General features: G+C 53.0%; 16 protein-coding genes. 13 read left to right on the forward strand and 3 right to left on the reverse strand.

Annotated features, from left to right (window positions below; all coding sequences use genetic code 11):
- Positions 1-36: 36 nt before the first annotated feature.
- The 9 genes from ACZ48S_RS07645 (at position 37) to ACZ48S_RS07685 (ending at position 8,265) form a co-directional block, all read left to right on the forward strand.
- Positions 37-915, forward strand: coding sequence for an ABC transporter ATP-binding protein (locus tag ACZ48S_RS07645; protein WP_464212285.1), 879 nt, complete (start codon positions 37-39; stop codon positions 913-915).
- A 30-nt stretch (positions 916-945) separates the two neighbouring features.
- Entirely contained in the window at positions 946-1,740 is a 795-nt protein-coding gene (locus tag ACZ48S_RS07650; protein ID WP_464212287.1) for an ABC transporter permease subunit, read from the forward strand.
- A 13-nt stretch (positions 1,741-1,753) separates the two neighbouring features.
- Positions 1,754-2,545 carry an ABC transporter permease subunit gene (locus ACZ48S_RS07655; RefSeq protein WP_464212289.1) on the forward strand — a complete coding sequence of 264 codons (792 nt, stop codon included), beginning with the start codon at positions 1,754-1,756 and terminating at the stop codon, positions 2,543-2,545.
- 2 nt (positions 2,546-2,547) lie between these two features.
- A complete protein-coding gene (locus ACZ48S_RS07660) occupies positions 2,548-3,186 on the forward strand; it encodes a TetR/AcrR family transcriptional regulator (protein ID WP_464212291.1) in 639 nt (212 codons plus the stop codon).
- Positions 3,179-4,045 carry an ABC transporter ATP-binding protein gene (locus tag ACZ48S_RS07665; protein ID WP_464212293.1) on the forward strand — a complete coding sequence of 289 codons (867 nt, stop codon included), beginning with the start codon at positions 3,179-3,181 and terminating at the stop codon, positions 4,043-4,045. The genes ACZ48S_RS07660 and ACZ48S_RS07665 overlap by 8 nt, the downstream gene beginning before the upstream one ends.
- Positions 4,042-5,097 (forward strand): ABC transporter permease, encoded by a 1,056-nt coding sequence (locus tag ACZ48S_RS07670; RefSeq protein ID WP_464212295.1) that lies wholly within the window; start codon positions 4,042-4,044, stop codon positions 5,095-5,097. The genes ACZ48S_RS07665 and ACZ48S_RS07670 overlap by 4 nt, the downstream gene beginning before the upstream one ends.
- Positions 5,094-6,161 (forward strand): ABC transporter permease, encoded by a 1,068-nt coding sequence (locus ACZ48S_RS07675; protein ID WP_464212297.1) that lies wholly within the window; start codon positions 5,094-5,096, stop codon positions 6,159-6,161. The genes ACZ48S_RS07670 and ACZ48S_RS07675 overlap by 4 nt, the downstream gene beginning before the upstream one ends.
- 196 nt (positions 6,162-6,357) lie before the next feature.
- Positions 6,358-6,561, forward strand: coding sequence for a hypothetical protein (locus tag ACZ48S_RS07680; RefSeq protein WP_464212299.1), 204 nt, complete (start codon positions 6,358-6,360; stop codon positions 6,559-6,561).
- Between the two features lie 318 nt (positions 6,562-6,879).
- Entirely contained in the window at positions 6,880-8,265 is a 1,386-nt protein-coding gene (locus tag ACZ48S_RS07685) for an NAD(P)/FAD-dependent oxidoreductase (protein WP_464212301.1), read from the forward strand.
- 33 nt (positions 8,266-8,298) lie between these two features.
- Here ACZ48S_RS07685 and ACZ48S_RS07690 read toward each other — a convergent pair whose 3' ends face one another.
- Positions 8,299-8,700 (reverse strand): ribonuclease HI family protein, encoded by a 402-nt coding sequence (locus ACZ48S_RS07690; protein ID WP_464212303.1) that lies wholly within the window; start codon positions 8,698-8,700, stop codon positions 8,299-8,301.
- Positions 8,701-8,704: 4 nt separating this feature from the next.
- Positions 8,705-9,397, reverse strand: coding sequence for a zinc ribbon domain-containing protein (locus ACZ48S_RS07695; RefSeq protein ID WP_464212305.1), 693 nt, complete (start codon positions 9,395-9,397; stop codon positions 8,705-8,707).
- 252 nt (positions 9,398-9,649) lie between these two features.
- On the opposite strand from ACZ48S_RS07695, the gene ACZ48S_RS07700 reads away from it, so the two are divergent.
- The 4 genes from ACZ48S_RS07700 to ACZ48S_RS07715 all read left to right on the forward strand — a co-directional run bounded on the left by ACZ48S_RS07700 (position 9,650) and on the right by ACZ48S_RS07715 (position 14,041).
- On the forward strand, positions 9,650-10,909 hold the full coding sequence (locus ACZ48S_RS07700) for a DEAD/DEAH box helicase (RefSeq protein ID WP_464212307.1): 1,260 nt from the start codon (positions 9,650-9,652) through the stop codon (positions 10,907-10,909).
- Positions 10,910-11,002: 93 nt separating this feature from the next.
- Complete coding sequence (locus ACZ48S_RS07705) at positions 11,003-11,842, forward strand: DegV family protein (protein WP_464212309.1); 840 nt, start codon at positions 11,003-11,005, stop codon at positions 11,840-11,842.
- 170 nt (positions 11,843-12,012) lie between these two features.
- Positions 12,013-12,393 (forward strand): MarR family winged helix-turn-helix transcriptional regulator, encoded by a 381-nt coding sequence (locus ACZ48S_RS07710; RefSeq protein WP_464212311.1) that lies wholly within the window; start codon positions 12,013-12,015, stop codon positions 12,391-12,393.
- Between the two features lies 1 nt (position 12,394).
- Complete coding sequence (locus tag ACZ48S_RS07715) at positions 12,395-14,041, forward strand: MDR family MFS transporter (protein WP_464212313.1); 1,647 nt, start codon at positions 12,395-12,397, stop codon at positions 14,039-14,041.
- A gap of 51 nt (positions 14,042-14,092) precedes the next feature.
- Here the strand turns inward: ACZ48S_RS07715 and ACZ48S_RS07720 are convergent, their stop codons facing one another.
- On the reverse strand, positions 14,093-14,464 hold the full coding sequence (locus ACZ48S_RS07720) for a YbaN family protein (RefSeq protein WP_464212315.1): 372 nt from the start codon (positions 14,462-14,464) through the stop codon (positions 14,093-14,095).
- Positions 14,465-14,571: the final 107 nt, after the last annotated feature.

A 14,571-nucleotide genomic window follows, 5' to 3' on the forward strand; every position in this document is an offset into this window, starting at 1 on the left:
TATGAGAGCGGTGATACCGCCCAAGGAGTCAGGGATATGTCGGACAAGGTAATAGAAATAAAAGATCTGACCAAGATGTACGGCAAACACCGCGGCATCACCAATGTTTCCTTCAGCGTGGAAAAGGGCGAGATATTCGGTTTTATCGGTCCCAACGGCGCCGGCAAGACCACCACTCTGCGCATCCTGGTAGGCCTGATATTTCCCACCAGCGGCTCGGCCCGCGTTTTCGGCCGTGACGTGGTCACCGAAGGCCACGATATCCGCGCCGAGGTCGGCTACCTGCCGTCTGAGGTTTTTTATTACGAGAACATGAAGGTGTCGGAATTGCTGAACTATTCAGCCAGCTTCTTTAAGAAAGACAGCTCCCGTCGCATCAGGGAACTGGCGGAAAGGCTGGAACTGGACCTGTCGCGGAAAATAGATGAGCTGTCCTACGGCAACAAAAAGAAAGTCGGTATCATCCAGGGTCTGCTGCATTCTCCTAACCTTATTATCCTGGATGAGCCTACTTCCGGCCTGGACCCGCTGATGCAGCGTGAGTTTTTTGAAATCATTCGTGAGGAAAATGAGCGCGGCGCCAGTGTGCTGTTTTCATCACACATCTTAAGTGAAGTTCAGCGACTGTGCCACCGGCTGGCCATCATCAAAGAGGGCTCCATCATCAAGATAGACCAGGTTTCGGCGCTGCGGGAAGAGGCATATAAAAAATTCAAGATAATCGCCGATGGCCTCGGCGAGGCTGACCTGCCGATGGCCGAGATCAATGACTTCCAGCATCGGGGCAATGAAATATCTTTCCTCTACCGCGGTGATGTCAATAAGATCCTGCAGGCGGTAGCCGCTCATCACATCCAGGATATCCATATAGAAGAACCGGATTTGGAAGAAATCTTCATGCATTATTACGAATAAAGGACCGTTCAGAGATACGAGACTGACAAAATGAACATATTCAAGTACGAAACCCGAAAAAGACTGTTGACTACCCTTATCTGGATAGTGTCGCTGGGGTTTTTTATTTATGTAACCTTTGCCTTCTTTGAATCTTTCCAGGGTTCAGCTTTTACCGACATCCTGGACAGCTTCCCGGAAGCCTTCAAGAAAGCCTTCGGCCTGGAGCAGGACCTGTCAAATATACTGGGCTACTTCGCCTTCATCGGCATCTACCTTTTCCTAGCCGGGGCCATTTTTTCCTCCAACCTGGGGCTTAATGCCGTCTCAGTCGAAGAGCGCGATCAGACCGCTGATTTTTTAATCTCCAAGCCGGTAAAGCGCAACCGCATCGTCACCGCCAAACTGCTGGCAGGGCTGAGTCACCTGGTTATCTTCAATATCGCCATGGGGCTTATCTGCTGGGCCGGTATGGAGTCATTCGGCGGCGGACAGGAGTATTCCGCCAAAGCCTTCCTGCTGATCATGGGCGGACTGCTGATTTTCCAGGTTTTGTTTTATGCCGTCGGCTTCCTAATCTCTGTACTGCTGAAGCGCATGGATTCGCCACTGCCCTTTTCGCTGGGACTGTCAATTGGCCTGTATGTTCTTTATTCTTTCGAATCGGTACTGAAAGATACTCCGGTCAAGTACCTGGTGCCTTATGACTACTTCAACATGAATTATATTATTGAAAATGAGGCTTTCAAGACCTCCGGTCTGGCCATCAGTCTGGCGGTCATAGTAATCAGTATTATCGCCGGTTATATACTTTACAACCGTCGGGATATCGCCACTGCGGCCTAGCGATGGAGATTCAATGAACATCATAAAACGTGAATTCAAAGCCAATCTGAAAGCCCTGGTCATCTGGTGCCTGTGCTACGGCGGCCTGATGGGCCTGGCGTCGGTAGAATTCAGCGTTTATGAAGGCCAGTCGGAAGAGGTCAACCGTTTCCTGGAATCACTGCCCGAAGCCCTGCGCCAGGCCTTCGGCATGGATGGGCTGCGGCTGGATGTCCCCGAGGGATACTACGGCTACCTGGCTTCCTTCATCATCCTTGCCTCCTGCATCTATGCCGCCTTGCTGGGGGCACAGATCCTGTCCAGGGAAATCAATAAGCGCACCGCCGAAACCACCTTCGCCCTGCCGGTTACCCGCGCTCACCTGGTCAGCCGCAAGCTGGTAGTGGCCGTTATCAACTGCGTCATCCTGACCGCGTTTACCTTCATCGCCAGCCTGGCCGCCTTTTCTCCATTCGATATCGGCTCTGATTTCATTACCGGAGTCGCCGCCTTCATGCTGGTAACCCTGCTGCTGCAGCTTTTTTTCCTGGGACTGGGGATGCTCATTTCCATGCTGCTGAAGCGCCACAAGCGGGCCGGAGCCATAACCGCTTCCATCACCGTAGGCGCCTACTTTTTGTCCTTCATCTCCAACCTGGATGAAAATACTGAATTTTTAAAATACTTTACCCCCTTTGAGTATTTCCCGGGACCTGACGTGGTCAACGGGCGGGAACTGGAAACTTTCGGCTTCATTATCGCTCCGCTGGCCACGCTGATATTCTTTATAGCGGCATTCCGCCTGCTGCGGCGCAAGGACCTGTAACCATGTCCGCGGCAAAGAGCTTCAAGAAAACCGACCGGCGCCGGCGGATAGTTGCCGCCGCGCTGGAACTGTTCCACCGGACGCATGACGTCAAGAAAGTTACCGTCGAGGACATCGCCGCCGCGGCCGCGGTTTCCCCAACCACTATATATAACCAGTTCGGCAACCGTGACGCGCTGGTTATTGAAGCGGCCAAATCACTGATTAATGAAATCCTGGAAAACGCCCGGACTTATCTTAAATCAGACCTGCCGTTCCCGGCTAAACTAAGCGGCATGATTACCGGCAAAATGGAACTGGCCGCCAGCTATAACTCCGAAATAGTGACCCGGTTGATGAGCCAGGATTCCAGGATAGCCCCGCTTCTTGAAGATCTTTATAACAATGAAGCCCGTCAGCTGTGGCGAACCATGCTGGATGACGGTAAGCAACAGGGTTATATTGAAGAATCCCTGGACCCCGAGGCTTTCCTGACTTACATGAACGCCATGCGGATCGGCTTTGCCGCCCAGGGCGAATTATTCAAGGACTGGCGGAACCGTATGCAACTCATAGAAGAAATCACCCGCCTGTTTTTCTATGGCTTTCTAAAAAAAGACATTGACCTGTTCGGCAAGGAGGACAATCAAGCGCATGGCTGAAAAATCCATCATCGTGGAGAACCTAACCTATCGTTATGGAAAACTACTGGCGGTGGATCACGTCAGTTTCGAGGTTGGCCAGGGGGAAATCCTGGGCTTTCTCGGGCCCAATGGCTCCGGCAAGACCACCACCCAGAAGATGCTGACGGGCCAGCTGGTACCCAAGGAAGGCCGGGCGGTGCTGCTGGGATACGACGTGTCCAAACAGGCCATGGAGGTACAGTCCCGCATTGGCGTCTGTTTCGAACAGACCAATCTTTATGAGCAGATGAGCGCCCTTGATAATCTGAAGCTTTTTGCCGAACTTTTCGGTGTCAGGAATTTTGACGGCTGGGCCCTGCTGAAGCGCGTCGGCCTGGCCGGACGTGAAAAAGACCGGGTTTCCGGCTATTCCAAGGGCATGAAGCAGCGTCTGATGATTGCCCGCTCCATGGTCAATACCCCGGAAATACTCTTCATGGACGAACCGACCTCCGGGCTGGACCCGGTATCCGCTGACGCTATTCGCCGCATCATCCTCGAGGAACGTGACCGCGGCGCCACCGTTTTTCTGACCACCCATGACATGTGGGAGGCTGACAAGTTATGCGACCGGGTGGCTTTCCTAGAAAGCGGCCGCATCGCGGCGCTGGATACGCCTCATTCGCTGAAACAGCAGCACGGCAAGAGATCCGTCATCGCTGAGATTGCCACCGATGACGGCAGCCTGACCCGCCGCGAAGTTGACCTGGATACGGATAAGACGGTAGATGACATTCAAGGCCTGTTCAACGACGGGCGGGTAATTACCATGCACTCGGAGGAAGCTTCCCTGGAAGACATTTTCATCAAGGTCACCGGCCGGAGGCTTTCGGAATGAACGGCCGTACCATCAAGGCCTTGCTCAGGAAGGATTTCAACCTTTTCCTGAGCAGCCGTTTCTACTTTTTTATCACCATTCTCGGCCTGGTGCTTTACATTGCCGTATACCTCATCATGCCCGCGGATGTAGATGAAAAGCTGTCGCTGGGCATGCATGCTCCGGTAGTCCCGCCGGCTTTTGAACAACTGGCCGCCGAAGGGGCGGAGGTGAGCTATTTTGATACCGAACAAGATTTAAAGTCGGCGGTACTGGCCGGTGATTTCCAGGTGGGGATATCACTGCCTCCTGACATTATGGAAATCTGGAACACCGGCGGAAAACCTGATATCAACGTGTATTTCACCTCGACCGCGCCGCCGGAAATCGCTGACTCCGTCGTTGCCCTGGTAAAGGAGCTTTCCTATATTCAGACAGGGCAGGTGTTGGCCTTTGACACCACTCAGGAAATCCTGGGCCCGGATATGTTGGGAGAACAGATAGCCCTGCGCGACCGCATGCGGCCGATGCTGGTCATTTTGATCTTGCTGACCGAGATAATGACCCTGGCTTCCCTTATTGCCGTGGAAATAGCCCAGGGCACCGCGCGGGCGCTGCTGGTGACGCCGATGCGCTCCTCTGACCTGTTCACCGCCAAGGGCATCCTGGGCGTCGGCCTGGCGCTGGCTCAGGCGGTGCTGTTTATGGCTATTGTCGGCGGTTTCGCCCATGAACCTTTACTCATCCTGACCACCCTTTTCATCGCCAGCGTATTCGTGGTAGGAACCGGTTTCCTGGTGGCCTCGCTGGCGCGTGACGTCAATGCTGTCGTCGGCTGGGGTATGGTTATCCTGATTCTTTTTGCCATCCCCGGTTTCGGCGCGGTAGTGCCGGGATTATTAGCCGACTGGGCCAAGGCTATCCCGTCCTATTATCTGATTGATACCGTCAACCGGGTAGCCAACTATGGCGCCGGCTGGAGCGAGGTAGGCGTCAACCTGTTGATTCTTACCGGCGTTACCGCCGTACTGCTGGCCGCCGGCTTGCTGACGTTGAGGAGGCGTTTTCAATGAAAATAAGCCGCGTCAAAACGCTGATCAAAAATGAAGTGCTGCACGGTCCTAAGGATTTCATGCTGGCCATGGCACTGGTATTTCCCATCCTGGCCGCCCTCTTCATTAACCTGGCCTTCGGCAATATCTTTACCGACCAGGCCAAGCTGGGTATCTACGACCAGGGCATCTCACAAGTAGTGGAACAGCTCCGTTCGGCGGACGCTGTCAGCGTTACGGTTTATGAGAATGAACTGGAGCTGCGCTCCGCCGCGACCGAGGGTTCGGTGGATATGGGCATCGTACTACCGGCTGATTTCGATAACGCTGCCGCTGGTGGCATCATCCGCCTGCAGGCTTTCGTCTGGGGTGAAAGCCTGGCCAAAAACCGGGCAGTCATTCCCATTGCCCTGTCTGATGCGGTCAGGACGGTCAACGGCTCAACCGTACCGGTAGAAATCGAGACAATCGCCCTGGGTGATGAGGCCTCTATACCCTGGAATGACCGGCTGCTGCCGCTGATTGTGCTCATGGGTGTTTTCTACGGCGGGCTGATGCTGCCGTCCTCGGCACTTATAAATGAAAAACAGAACCGTACCCTGGAAGCGATTTATATTACTCCGGCTACCCTGGGGGAGATATTTATGTCCAAGGGCATTATCGCCGTGGTACTGGCAACCATCATGGGTATGCTGACCCTGGCCCTGTCCGGAGCCTTTTCCGGCCAGGTAATGCTTATCGTCCTGGTCTTGTTCCTGGGCGCGATAATGGCTACTGAAATCGGCTTGATGGCCGGTGCCTGGGTGGGCGACATGAACAGTCTCTTCGCCGTACTGAAAGCCAGCGGCATTCTGCTGTTCGGCCCGGCCATCGTTTATATGTTCCCGCAGATACCGGAATGGGTTGGATATATTTTTCCCACTTATTACGTGGTACGGCCGGTAGTTGACCTGGCGGTTTCCGGAGCCTCTTTCAGCGACGTGGCCATTTTCATCGGCATATTGGCAGCACTGGTAGCCCTGGGAGCCGGGCTGGTAGTTGCGATAGTGCGCAGAATGTCCGCCCAGGCGCTGCGGCTGAGTTGAGCAACATGCTATCTAGAATCCGGCAGCTGCATGATGACAGATCCTCCATTAAAGTCATTGCCAGCCGCAGCAAAACAATGTCAGTGAGGCTTCTGCCGAAGCAGTCTCGGTGTCTTTTTTGGTTATTAATTTTAGATATTTGAATTTGTTTGTTATTTGGTGATTGATATTAGGAATTTCTTCTTAGGAGGTCAATATGGACGCGTCAACCTGGTGGGGCATCGGCCTGAGTCTCTATGGACTACTGGTTATCGCTATAACTGTTTTCAAACCGGCGCCGATATGGGGCATGGCCAAAATACAGGCCTTCGTCAAGCTCTTCGGTGAAAAGGGCACGGCCATCTTCTTCTGGATAGTGGCCCTGATAGCCCTGGCTATTGGTATAACGTTGCTGTTGTGAAATAAAAAGCGTAACTTTTGCCCCTTGTGCAGGAGCAGTGGTTATGCTATCATGTGTTCTATAAATGACCGGGGGAATTTTATCCTGCTCCGTTACCTGAATCAACGAGGCAATATATCGTGGAATGGCGTCCTTTCCCTCTACTATTAACCGTGAATTGAATTGGTTTGTTCTGGTTTGTTTTGGCGAAACGGCTCACGATTGGGCGGTAAAATCTCAAAGCTGGAAAAGATGAGTCGTTTCCCTGAGTTGGCATCAGGGGTGCCAAAACAAAAACAATTTCCAATCTCCCCGGCAGATTAACAATCAAATAGAATAATGGGTAAACAACATATTGACGTTCACCTTGACCACGCCTACAATCGTGATATGAATAATTATGATGTCATCATCATCGGCGGCGGTCCGGCGGGCCTTTTCGCCGCACTGGAGCTGACTGAGAAAGACTCGCTTAAAGTGCTGCTGCTGGAGAAGGGCGATGATATTGATAATCGGGCCAGCATCGTCAGCGGCCTGGGCGGCGCCGGGGCTTTTTCCGATGGCAAACTGACCCTGTCTTCCAGGGCCGGCGGCTACCTGGCGGAATATCTCGGAGAACCGACGGCGGAAGACCTTATCAACCAGGTTGACCGATTATGGCTGAAATTCGGAGCGCCGGAGCAGGTCTACGGCACCGGTGAAGCGGTAGCGGAAATTGAACGCAGGGCGGTACTGGCCGGCCTGCGGCTGGTGCCTTTGCCGGTACGGCACCTGGGTACCGAGCGCTGCCCCGCCGTACTGCGGGCTATCCGCGATCACCTCAAGAAGCGGGTTGAGATCAGGGTCAATATGGCAGTCAAACGAATTATGACCGAAGACGGCCGGCTCACCGGCGTGGAAACAGCGAATGGTGAGGTCATTTCCGCCGCACATGTAGTCGCAGCTCCGGGGCGCGAGGGTGCTGACTGGCTGCTGCAGCAGGCACGCTCGCTGGGGCTGAGCCTCAACACCAATCCGGTTGATGTCGGCATCCGGGTGGAGCTTCCCAACGCCGTACTCGACAATCTGACTGACGTACTATATGAAGCCAAGCTGGAATACCTGTCCAGAAGCTTTGATGACCGCGTCCGCACTTTCTGCATGTGCCCGCAGGGTACGGTAGTGCGGGAGACCACCGGCGGTGATGACCCGGTTATCACCGTCAACGGCCAGAGTTTCGCTTCCCATGACAGTCCCAATACCAACTTCGCCCTGCTGGTCAGTACCAGCTTTACCGAGCCGTTCAAGGAGCCCATCGCCTACGGCAAGTACATCGCCCGGCTGGCCAATATATTAAGCGGCGGTGTACTGGTACAGCGCCTGGGTGACCTTAAAAAAGGCCGGAGGTCGACCCACGACCGAATAGCCCGAGGCCTGGTGAGCCCCACCCTGGCCGAAGCCGTCCCCGGCGACCTGTCCTTTGTACTGCCCTACCGTCACCTGACCGGGCTGCTGGAGATGCTGGAGGCAATGGACAGGCTGTCCCCCGGCGTGGCTTCCGATCACACACTGCTCTACGGCGTCGAGGTAAAGTTCTACTCATCACGACCAAAACTGACCGCCGGTTTCGAGACCGAATTGCCGGGGCTATTCGCCATCGGTGACGGCGCCGGTGTTTCCCGCGGCCTGATCCAGGCTTCCGCCTGCGGCGTAGTAGCGGCGCGAGCAATTTTGAACCATCAATAAAACCGTATTACTCCCAAGAGAACTGGGGGCGGGTTATTTCAGGGCATCCAACGCCTCGTTGGCCAGCTTGTCAGCTTCCCGGTTCTGATGGCGGGGAATATAACGATATTTTACACTCTTGAATTTAGCTTCAAGGGCTTTGACTTCGGCGTACAATGGGACCAGGCCGGCGTTTTTCACCCGGTATTGTCCGTTAAGCTGCTTTACCACCAGTTCAGAATCAGCCTTCAGCAGCATTTCAGCCGCGCCTAATCTGAGAGCTTCTTTAAGCGCCGCTATAACGGCTTTATATTCCGCCTGGTTATTGGTCTGACGGCCGATAGCCTGCTTGAGGTCCACTTTATCACCGGCAGGTGTAATGATAACAACACCGATAGAAGCGGCGCCGGGATTACCGCGGCTGGCACCGTCGGTGTGAGCGATATATTGGGTCAAGGTGCTACTCCAAATGTAAAATACGGCCGCACGAAGGACAATTGGCTATTTCACCGGTGCGGGCACGGTGCAGCCAGGCGGTGGTAACCGCAATCCCACACCCGCGGCAAACCCCGTTTTCCAGTTTGGCCAGGGCACGCCCCTTTTGTTTGGTTAAAAAATCATACTGCTGCAACGCGGCCGGCGGCAATTCAGCCACGAAACCGGCTCGCCGCTTTTGCAGACGCTCCATCTCCCGTTCAAGATCAGACAATTGCTGCTTGAGTTTCTGCTTCTGACGCTCGATCTCTTCAATGTGACGCTGCAAGGCTATTTCAGCGTCAGCAACCGCGGCCTCAGTTTTTTCTACGGCATCCAATAATTCCAGGGCTTTTTCTTCATACGGTGCCCGGTTATTTTTCAGCAGGCCGATATCCTTCTGCAAAGCGGCCAACTCCTTGGGATTTGTGACCCGGCCGCTGTAAAGCTGACCTTCGTGATTCCGGATGCGGGAGGTAAAATCCGCTACCTCTGCTTCAGCTTCACGCAAGTCGTGACGGAGTTTATCAAGCTCAACTTTCCATGACGCAATCGCCGCCCGTTCCGCGGCCAGCGGATCAGCGGCCAGTTCCCGCTGCACCCGGACAATATCCTTGCGTCCGGCTTCAATGGCAATATCCGTCTCCTGCAGCTGATTGAGCAACCTTATAGTAGCCATGGGCTTATTGTAAACGTACCGCCGTAAAATGCCAAATACCCTGAATGGCCGTTCCTATTATCACGTGTTTGAAGCCTGTGTTCATGTATAGTATAATTGTTCCATTAAGCTAAGTTTATCATACATATCAAACTTTTTCTTTCAGAAACTTCACCCACCGCATTCAGGTATTGTTGCTCCTGCACTAAAAGCCGAAGTTTTGGCCTGTACTGACACTTAAAATAACTATATTGGAATAATCGCTACCATAAAATGACTTTCGAATCTTTCAACCTTCATCCCGCCATAATGAACGGCGTAAATGACGCCGGTTACACTGAACCAACCCCCATACAGGCTAAAGCGATACCGCCGGCGCTTGAAGGCCGGGATATTATCGGGATGGCCCAGACCGGTACCGGGAAAACCACTGCATTCGTGCTGCCCATACTGCAGAAACTGCTGCGGGGACCGCGAGGTAAACTCCGGGGACTGATCATTTCACCTACACGTGAACTGGCCGAACAGATATATGACACGGTTAAAGTATTATCCCGTCATACCGGAGTCCGAGCCATGGCAATCTACGGCGGCGTCGGCATGGACCCACAGAAAGCCAAGCTCCGGGCGGGTATGGATATTGTAATTGCCTGTCCCGGGCGGCTGCTTGACCATGTCTGGCAGGGTACCATCGATTTCCAGGATGTCGAGTTTCTGGTAATAGATGAAGCCGACCGCATGTTTGACATGGGATTCCTGCCGGATATACGCAAGATAATGAGGTGCCTGGTTAAGCCGGGCCGACAGACGCTGCTGTTTTCGGCCACCATGCCGCCTGACGTTCGTAAATTGGTATCTGAGTTTCTGAATGACCCGGTCACGGTACAAATCGGTACCGTAGCCCCTGCAATCACCGTTTCCCATGCACTTTATCCGGTTCGACAGGACCTGAAAACAGGCCTGCTTAAGAGCCTGCTGGAGGAAACCGACACCGGACCGGTGCTGGTTTTTACGCGCACTAAGCACCGCACCGAACGGGTTGCCATCGCCCTGAAACAAGCTGGCTACCGGGTAGCTTCCATTCAGGGCAACCTTTCGCAGTACCGCCGTCAGGCAGCGCTCGACGGCTTTAAGGACGGGACGTATAAAGTGCTGGTAGCCACTGACATTGCCGCCAGGGGAATAGATGTTTCTGATGTTTCCCACGTTATAAATTATGATATGCCGGATACCGCGGACGCCTATATACACCGCATTGGCCGCACCGGCCGCATCGGAAGAACCGGGGATGCTTTCACTTTCGTCACTGCTGAAGATGAACCCATGGTTCGCTCGCTGGAAAAACTGTTGAAAGCACCAATCGAACGCCGCGTAATCGATGGTTTTAAGTACGATGCTCCGGAACCACCAAGAAACACCGCAGCTCCCCGACGTCAAAGCCAGCCTCCACGGCAAACTGCCGGACCCGCCAAAAGAGGTGGACAGCGAGGTTTTCCGCGCCGCCGCCCGCCGCGTCAGCATACTTCAGCCTGAGTCTATAAATTTTTGCTGGTCACCGGAAATATATTGGGTTATACTGTTTCATCGCGGTCAGCGCGATTTATTAAAGGCTGAAGGAGTACTACATTGGTAATTAAAATTGTAACTGATTCCACTGCAGACATCCCTCCGCAAATGGCTGAAGAACTCAATATCACTATCGTACCTTTGTATGTCCAATTCGGTGGACAATCCTACCGTGACCGGGTAGAAATTACTGAGGATGAGTTTTACCAGCGATTGCAAACTGACCCTTCCCACCCCACCAGCGCCCAGCCATCACCACAGGATTTCGCTGATGCTTTTGACCGTATCGCTGATGGCGCTGAAGGTATTGTAGCCGTACACATCTCGGAAAAGATGAGCGGCACCATAAGCTCAGCCAAGCAAGGAGCCGCTATGATGAAAACCCCGGTTCCCGTGGAAATTGTTGATTCCAAATATACATCTATGCCTTTGGGTTTTGTTGCCCTGGAGGCTGCCCGACTGGCCAGGGCGGGCAAGGACTTGGAAACAGTTGCCGGGGAAGCGCGGAAAACGGTGGAAAAAATAAATCTGCTGGTGCTTTTTGACACCCTGAAATATATCGCCCGCGGCGGCCGCATCGGGCGGGCAAAAGCGCTTATGGGCGCCATGCTCAACGTTAAACCGTTGCTGGCCATCAAGGACGGTGAATTCATTCCGGTCGGCCAGGTCAGAAGCCGGGCCAAAGGAATTGAACGCCTGTTTGAACTGGCGAGGGAGGCCGGTAGCAGTATTGCTGAGCTTTCCATCATTCATTCCACCACTCCGGAAGAAGCCAGGGCTCTGGCGACACGTATTGGTGAATTCATGTCACCGGATAAAATTCATATTGCCCGCTTTGGCCCGGTATTGGGTGTTCACGGCGGTCCCGGTGTACTGGCTGTGGCCTTTCGACTCGAATAATCTACGTGACAAAGCAAGTTTAACCTGTTTTTTTAAGTTTATCCTTCAGTTGACGGTTTTTAATTAAGTTGCTAATATAATTAGCAACTTAATTTATTTATCAAAACATGACAAACCGAGCAGAAAAAACCGGCCAATTGATGGAACGCCTGCATGCGTTCCGACGGTTAATGGCACCCGAAGCTCAAACAGAAATCGGAGCTGAATGCCTTTCACATTCGCAATGGCTGGTTCTGCACTTGGTCGGGCGGCAAGAGGGCATCGGTATAAAAGAACTGGCAGCCCAGCTCGGCATCAGTCCGAGCGCCACTACCCAGTTGGTGGACTGTCTGGTCAATAAAGGTTTTCTCAACCGTGCGTCATCTCCAGAAGACCGGCGAGCTCTTTGCCTTACCCTTCCGGAAAAAAGCCGGGAGCAGATTGGAAAGCTCAGGGAACAAAAAATGAAGCATTTGTGCAAAATCTTCAGCCCCCTGAACGACTATGAATTTGATACCCTGCTTGAGTTGCTAGATAAAGTCATTAACAACACACCATCCGAAAAGAGGTAAGATGTCCCCCAATCCCAGGACCGTTTTAATAATGGCCGGTGTCATGCTGACTCTTATGCTGGCTTCACTGGACCAAACCATTGTCGCCACCGCCATGCCGCGCATCGTACAGGAATTCGAAGGACTTTCCCATCTATCCTGGGTATTCACTTCCTATATGCTAGCCGCCGCCGTTACCGTACCCATATACGGAAAATTAACCGATATATTCGGTCGGCGCAATTTGATACTTATTGCTGTGGTCATATTTTTAACCGGCTCGGCACTGTCAGGACTGGCCCAGGATATGACCCAGTTAATCATATTCCGGGGGCTGCAGGGTATTGGTGGCGGAGCCATCATCGTCAATTCCTTTGCCATCATCGGAGACCTTTTTCCCCCAGCCCAACGCGGCAAATACCAGGGCTTGCTCGGAGCAGTATTCGGGATTACTTCAGTCGCCGGACCTCTGCTGGGAGGCTGGCTGACCGACAGCTTTTCCTGGCGCTGGATATTTTACGTTAATATCCCTATCGGCATTGCCGCCCTTTCAGTTATGGCAGCGGCGCTGCCCCGAAGAGACCCGGCAATTCAGAAAATTAAAGAACGCTCCATTGACTACCCGGGAGCGATTCTAATAACTCTGATACTTGTTCCGTTGCTGCTGGCACTGGTCTGGGGCGGGTCTGAATACAGCTGGGGTTCACCGCAGATAATTGGTATGCTTGCCGGAGCCTCGGCGGCACTGGTCCTGTTCATTTGGCAGGAAAACCGGGCCAAAGACCCGATATTGTCACTCGGGTTATTTCGTAACAGAATATTTACTGTTTCTATAGTAGCTACTTTCCTGGCGGCACTGGGTATGTTCGGCGCCATCTTATTCATCCCTGTCTTCGCCCAGGGAGTAACCGGGGTTTCCGCTACTAATTCCGGGATGATCCTGATGCCTATGATGCTGTCCATGGTGGGCTCCTCCATCATCTCTGGACAGCTGGTCTCACGCACCGGTAATTATAAAATCCTGGCCGTCGTAGGGATGGCAACAGCTACCTTTGGCATGTTCCTTTTCTCCCAAATCGACCAGACAACCACCTCGACCGAACTGATGCTGCAGATGATTATAATGGGACTGGGGCTGGGCACCACCATGCCCATATTCACCCTGGCAGTTCAGAACGCTTTCAGTCACGCCCGACTGGGCGAAGTAACCGCCGGTATCCAGCTTTTTCGCAGTGTTGGCGGAACCGTTGGCGCCGCCGTTTTGGGCGGGGTCATGAATGCCGGGCTGGCCACTCAACTCACCGGTATAAACAGCGATCCCTTTCTTCAGACCCTGCGGCAGTTTAACCCGGCCGCACCGGTAAATATTGACGGCAACACCATCCAGACCTTCCTGAGTGCTGACGGCCAGTCCCGGATAAGGGAGATTATCACCCAGGCACCGGCGGCAATTCAGGATCAGCTTAACGCAGATCTGAATACCTTTTTAGAAACTCTGAAAGCGGCTTACAGCATTTCAATCGACCAGGTTTTCCTGGTTGGCGCTGTATTATTGAGTATGGCCGCGATTGCGGTATTGTTTCTGCCGCAAATAACGCTGCGCCAGACAAATCAGTACACTACAGCCCCAAAAAAAGACCAAACCCTGGACGCAGAAGCTAAAAATTAAGAACAATCCTGCCTTAATCCTTAATCTGGATTCCGGAAAAAATCCCCGGATTTAGGGACGTAACGTTTTCAGCGATAGCAGGTGCCAGCTTACAGCAACAGCAATACTGACGAGCATGACCTGCAGAAATAAATAATCAATTAAAAAAACACTCAGCCCAATGGTTAACCACAACATGCTGATACCCAATACCTTAGCCTGGAGCTTGATAGCCCTATGTTCCCGGTAATTGCGGATGTAATCCCCAAAAACCCGGTGCCCTACCAGCCAGTCATGAAACCGGTCGGAACTACGGACATAACAAGCCGCAGCCAGCAGCAGGAAGGGCGTGGTTGGTAACAGCGGTAAAAAGACACCCAGTATGGCCAGTCCTACAGATATGGTCCCGACGCTTATTAATATGGCACGCAATATCCTGCTCAAAGCCCCCCCCGGCGAATGTTGCTGAGTTGTGATTATATCATTTCACCGCGGGCGGCACATTTGCATATAAGAGGAATTTCAGACAACTGATAGATTTTAATTCGCTT

This window comes from Dehalogenimonas sp. NIT-SK1, assembly GCF_055384165.1.

Coding starts and splice junctions, on each gene's coding strand:
- ACZ48S_RS07645 (WP_464212285.1), top strand. CDS start 37: ATGTCGGACAAGGTAATAGAAATAAAAGATCTGACCAAGATGTACGGC.
- ACZ48S_RS07650 (WP_464212287.1), top strand. CDS start 946: ATGAACATATTCAAGTACGAAACCCGAAAAAGACTGTTGACTACCCTT.
- ACZ48S_RS07655 (WP_464212289.1), top strand. CDS start 1,754: ATGAACATCATAAAACGTGAATTCAAAGCCAATCTGAAAGCCCTGGTC.
- ACZ48S_RS07660 (WP_464212291.1), top strand. CDS start 2,548: ATGTCCGCGGCAAAGAGCTTCAAGAAAACCGACCGGCGCCGGCGGATA.
- ACZ48S_RS07665 (WP_464212293.1), top strand. CDS start 3,179: ATGGCTGAAAAATCCATCATCGTGGAGAACCTAACCTATCGTTATGGA.
- ACZ48S_RS07670 (WP_464212295.1), top strand. CDS start 4,042: ATGAACGGCCGTACCATCAAGGCCTTGCTCAGGAAGGATTTCAACCTT.
- ACZ48S_RS07675 (WP_464212297.1), top strand. CDS start 5,094: ATGAAAATAAGCCGCGTCAAAACGCTGATCAAAAATGAAGTGCTGCAC.
- ACZ48S_RS07680 (WP_464212299.1), top strand. CDS start 6,358: ATGGACGCGTCAACCTGGTGGGGCATCGGCCTGAGTCTCTATGGACTA.
- ACZ48S_RS07685 (WP_464212301.1), top strand. CDS start 6,880: ATGGGTAAACAACATATTGACGTTCACCTTGACCACGCCTACAATCGT.
- ACZ48S_RS07695 (WP_464212305.1), bottom strand. CDS start 9,397: ATGGCTACTATAAGGTTGCTCAATCAGCTGCAGGAGACGGATATTGCC.
- ACZ48S_RS07700 (WP_464212307.1), top strand. CDS start 9,650: ATGACTTTCGAATCTTTCAACCTTCATCCCGCCATAATGAACGGCGTA.
- ACZ48S_RS07710 (WP_464212311.1), top strand. CDS start 12,013: ATGGCACCCGAAGCTCAAACAGAAATCGGAGCTGAATGCCTTTCACAT.
- ACZ48S_RS07715 (WP_464212313.1), top strand. CDS start 12,395: ATGTCCCCCAATCCCAGGACCGTTTTAATAATGGCCGGTGTCATGCTG.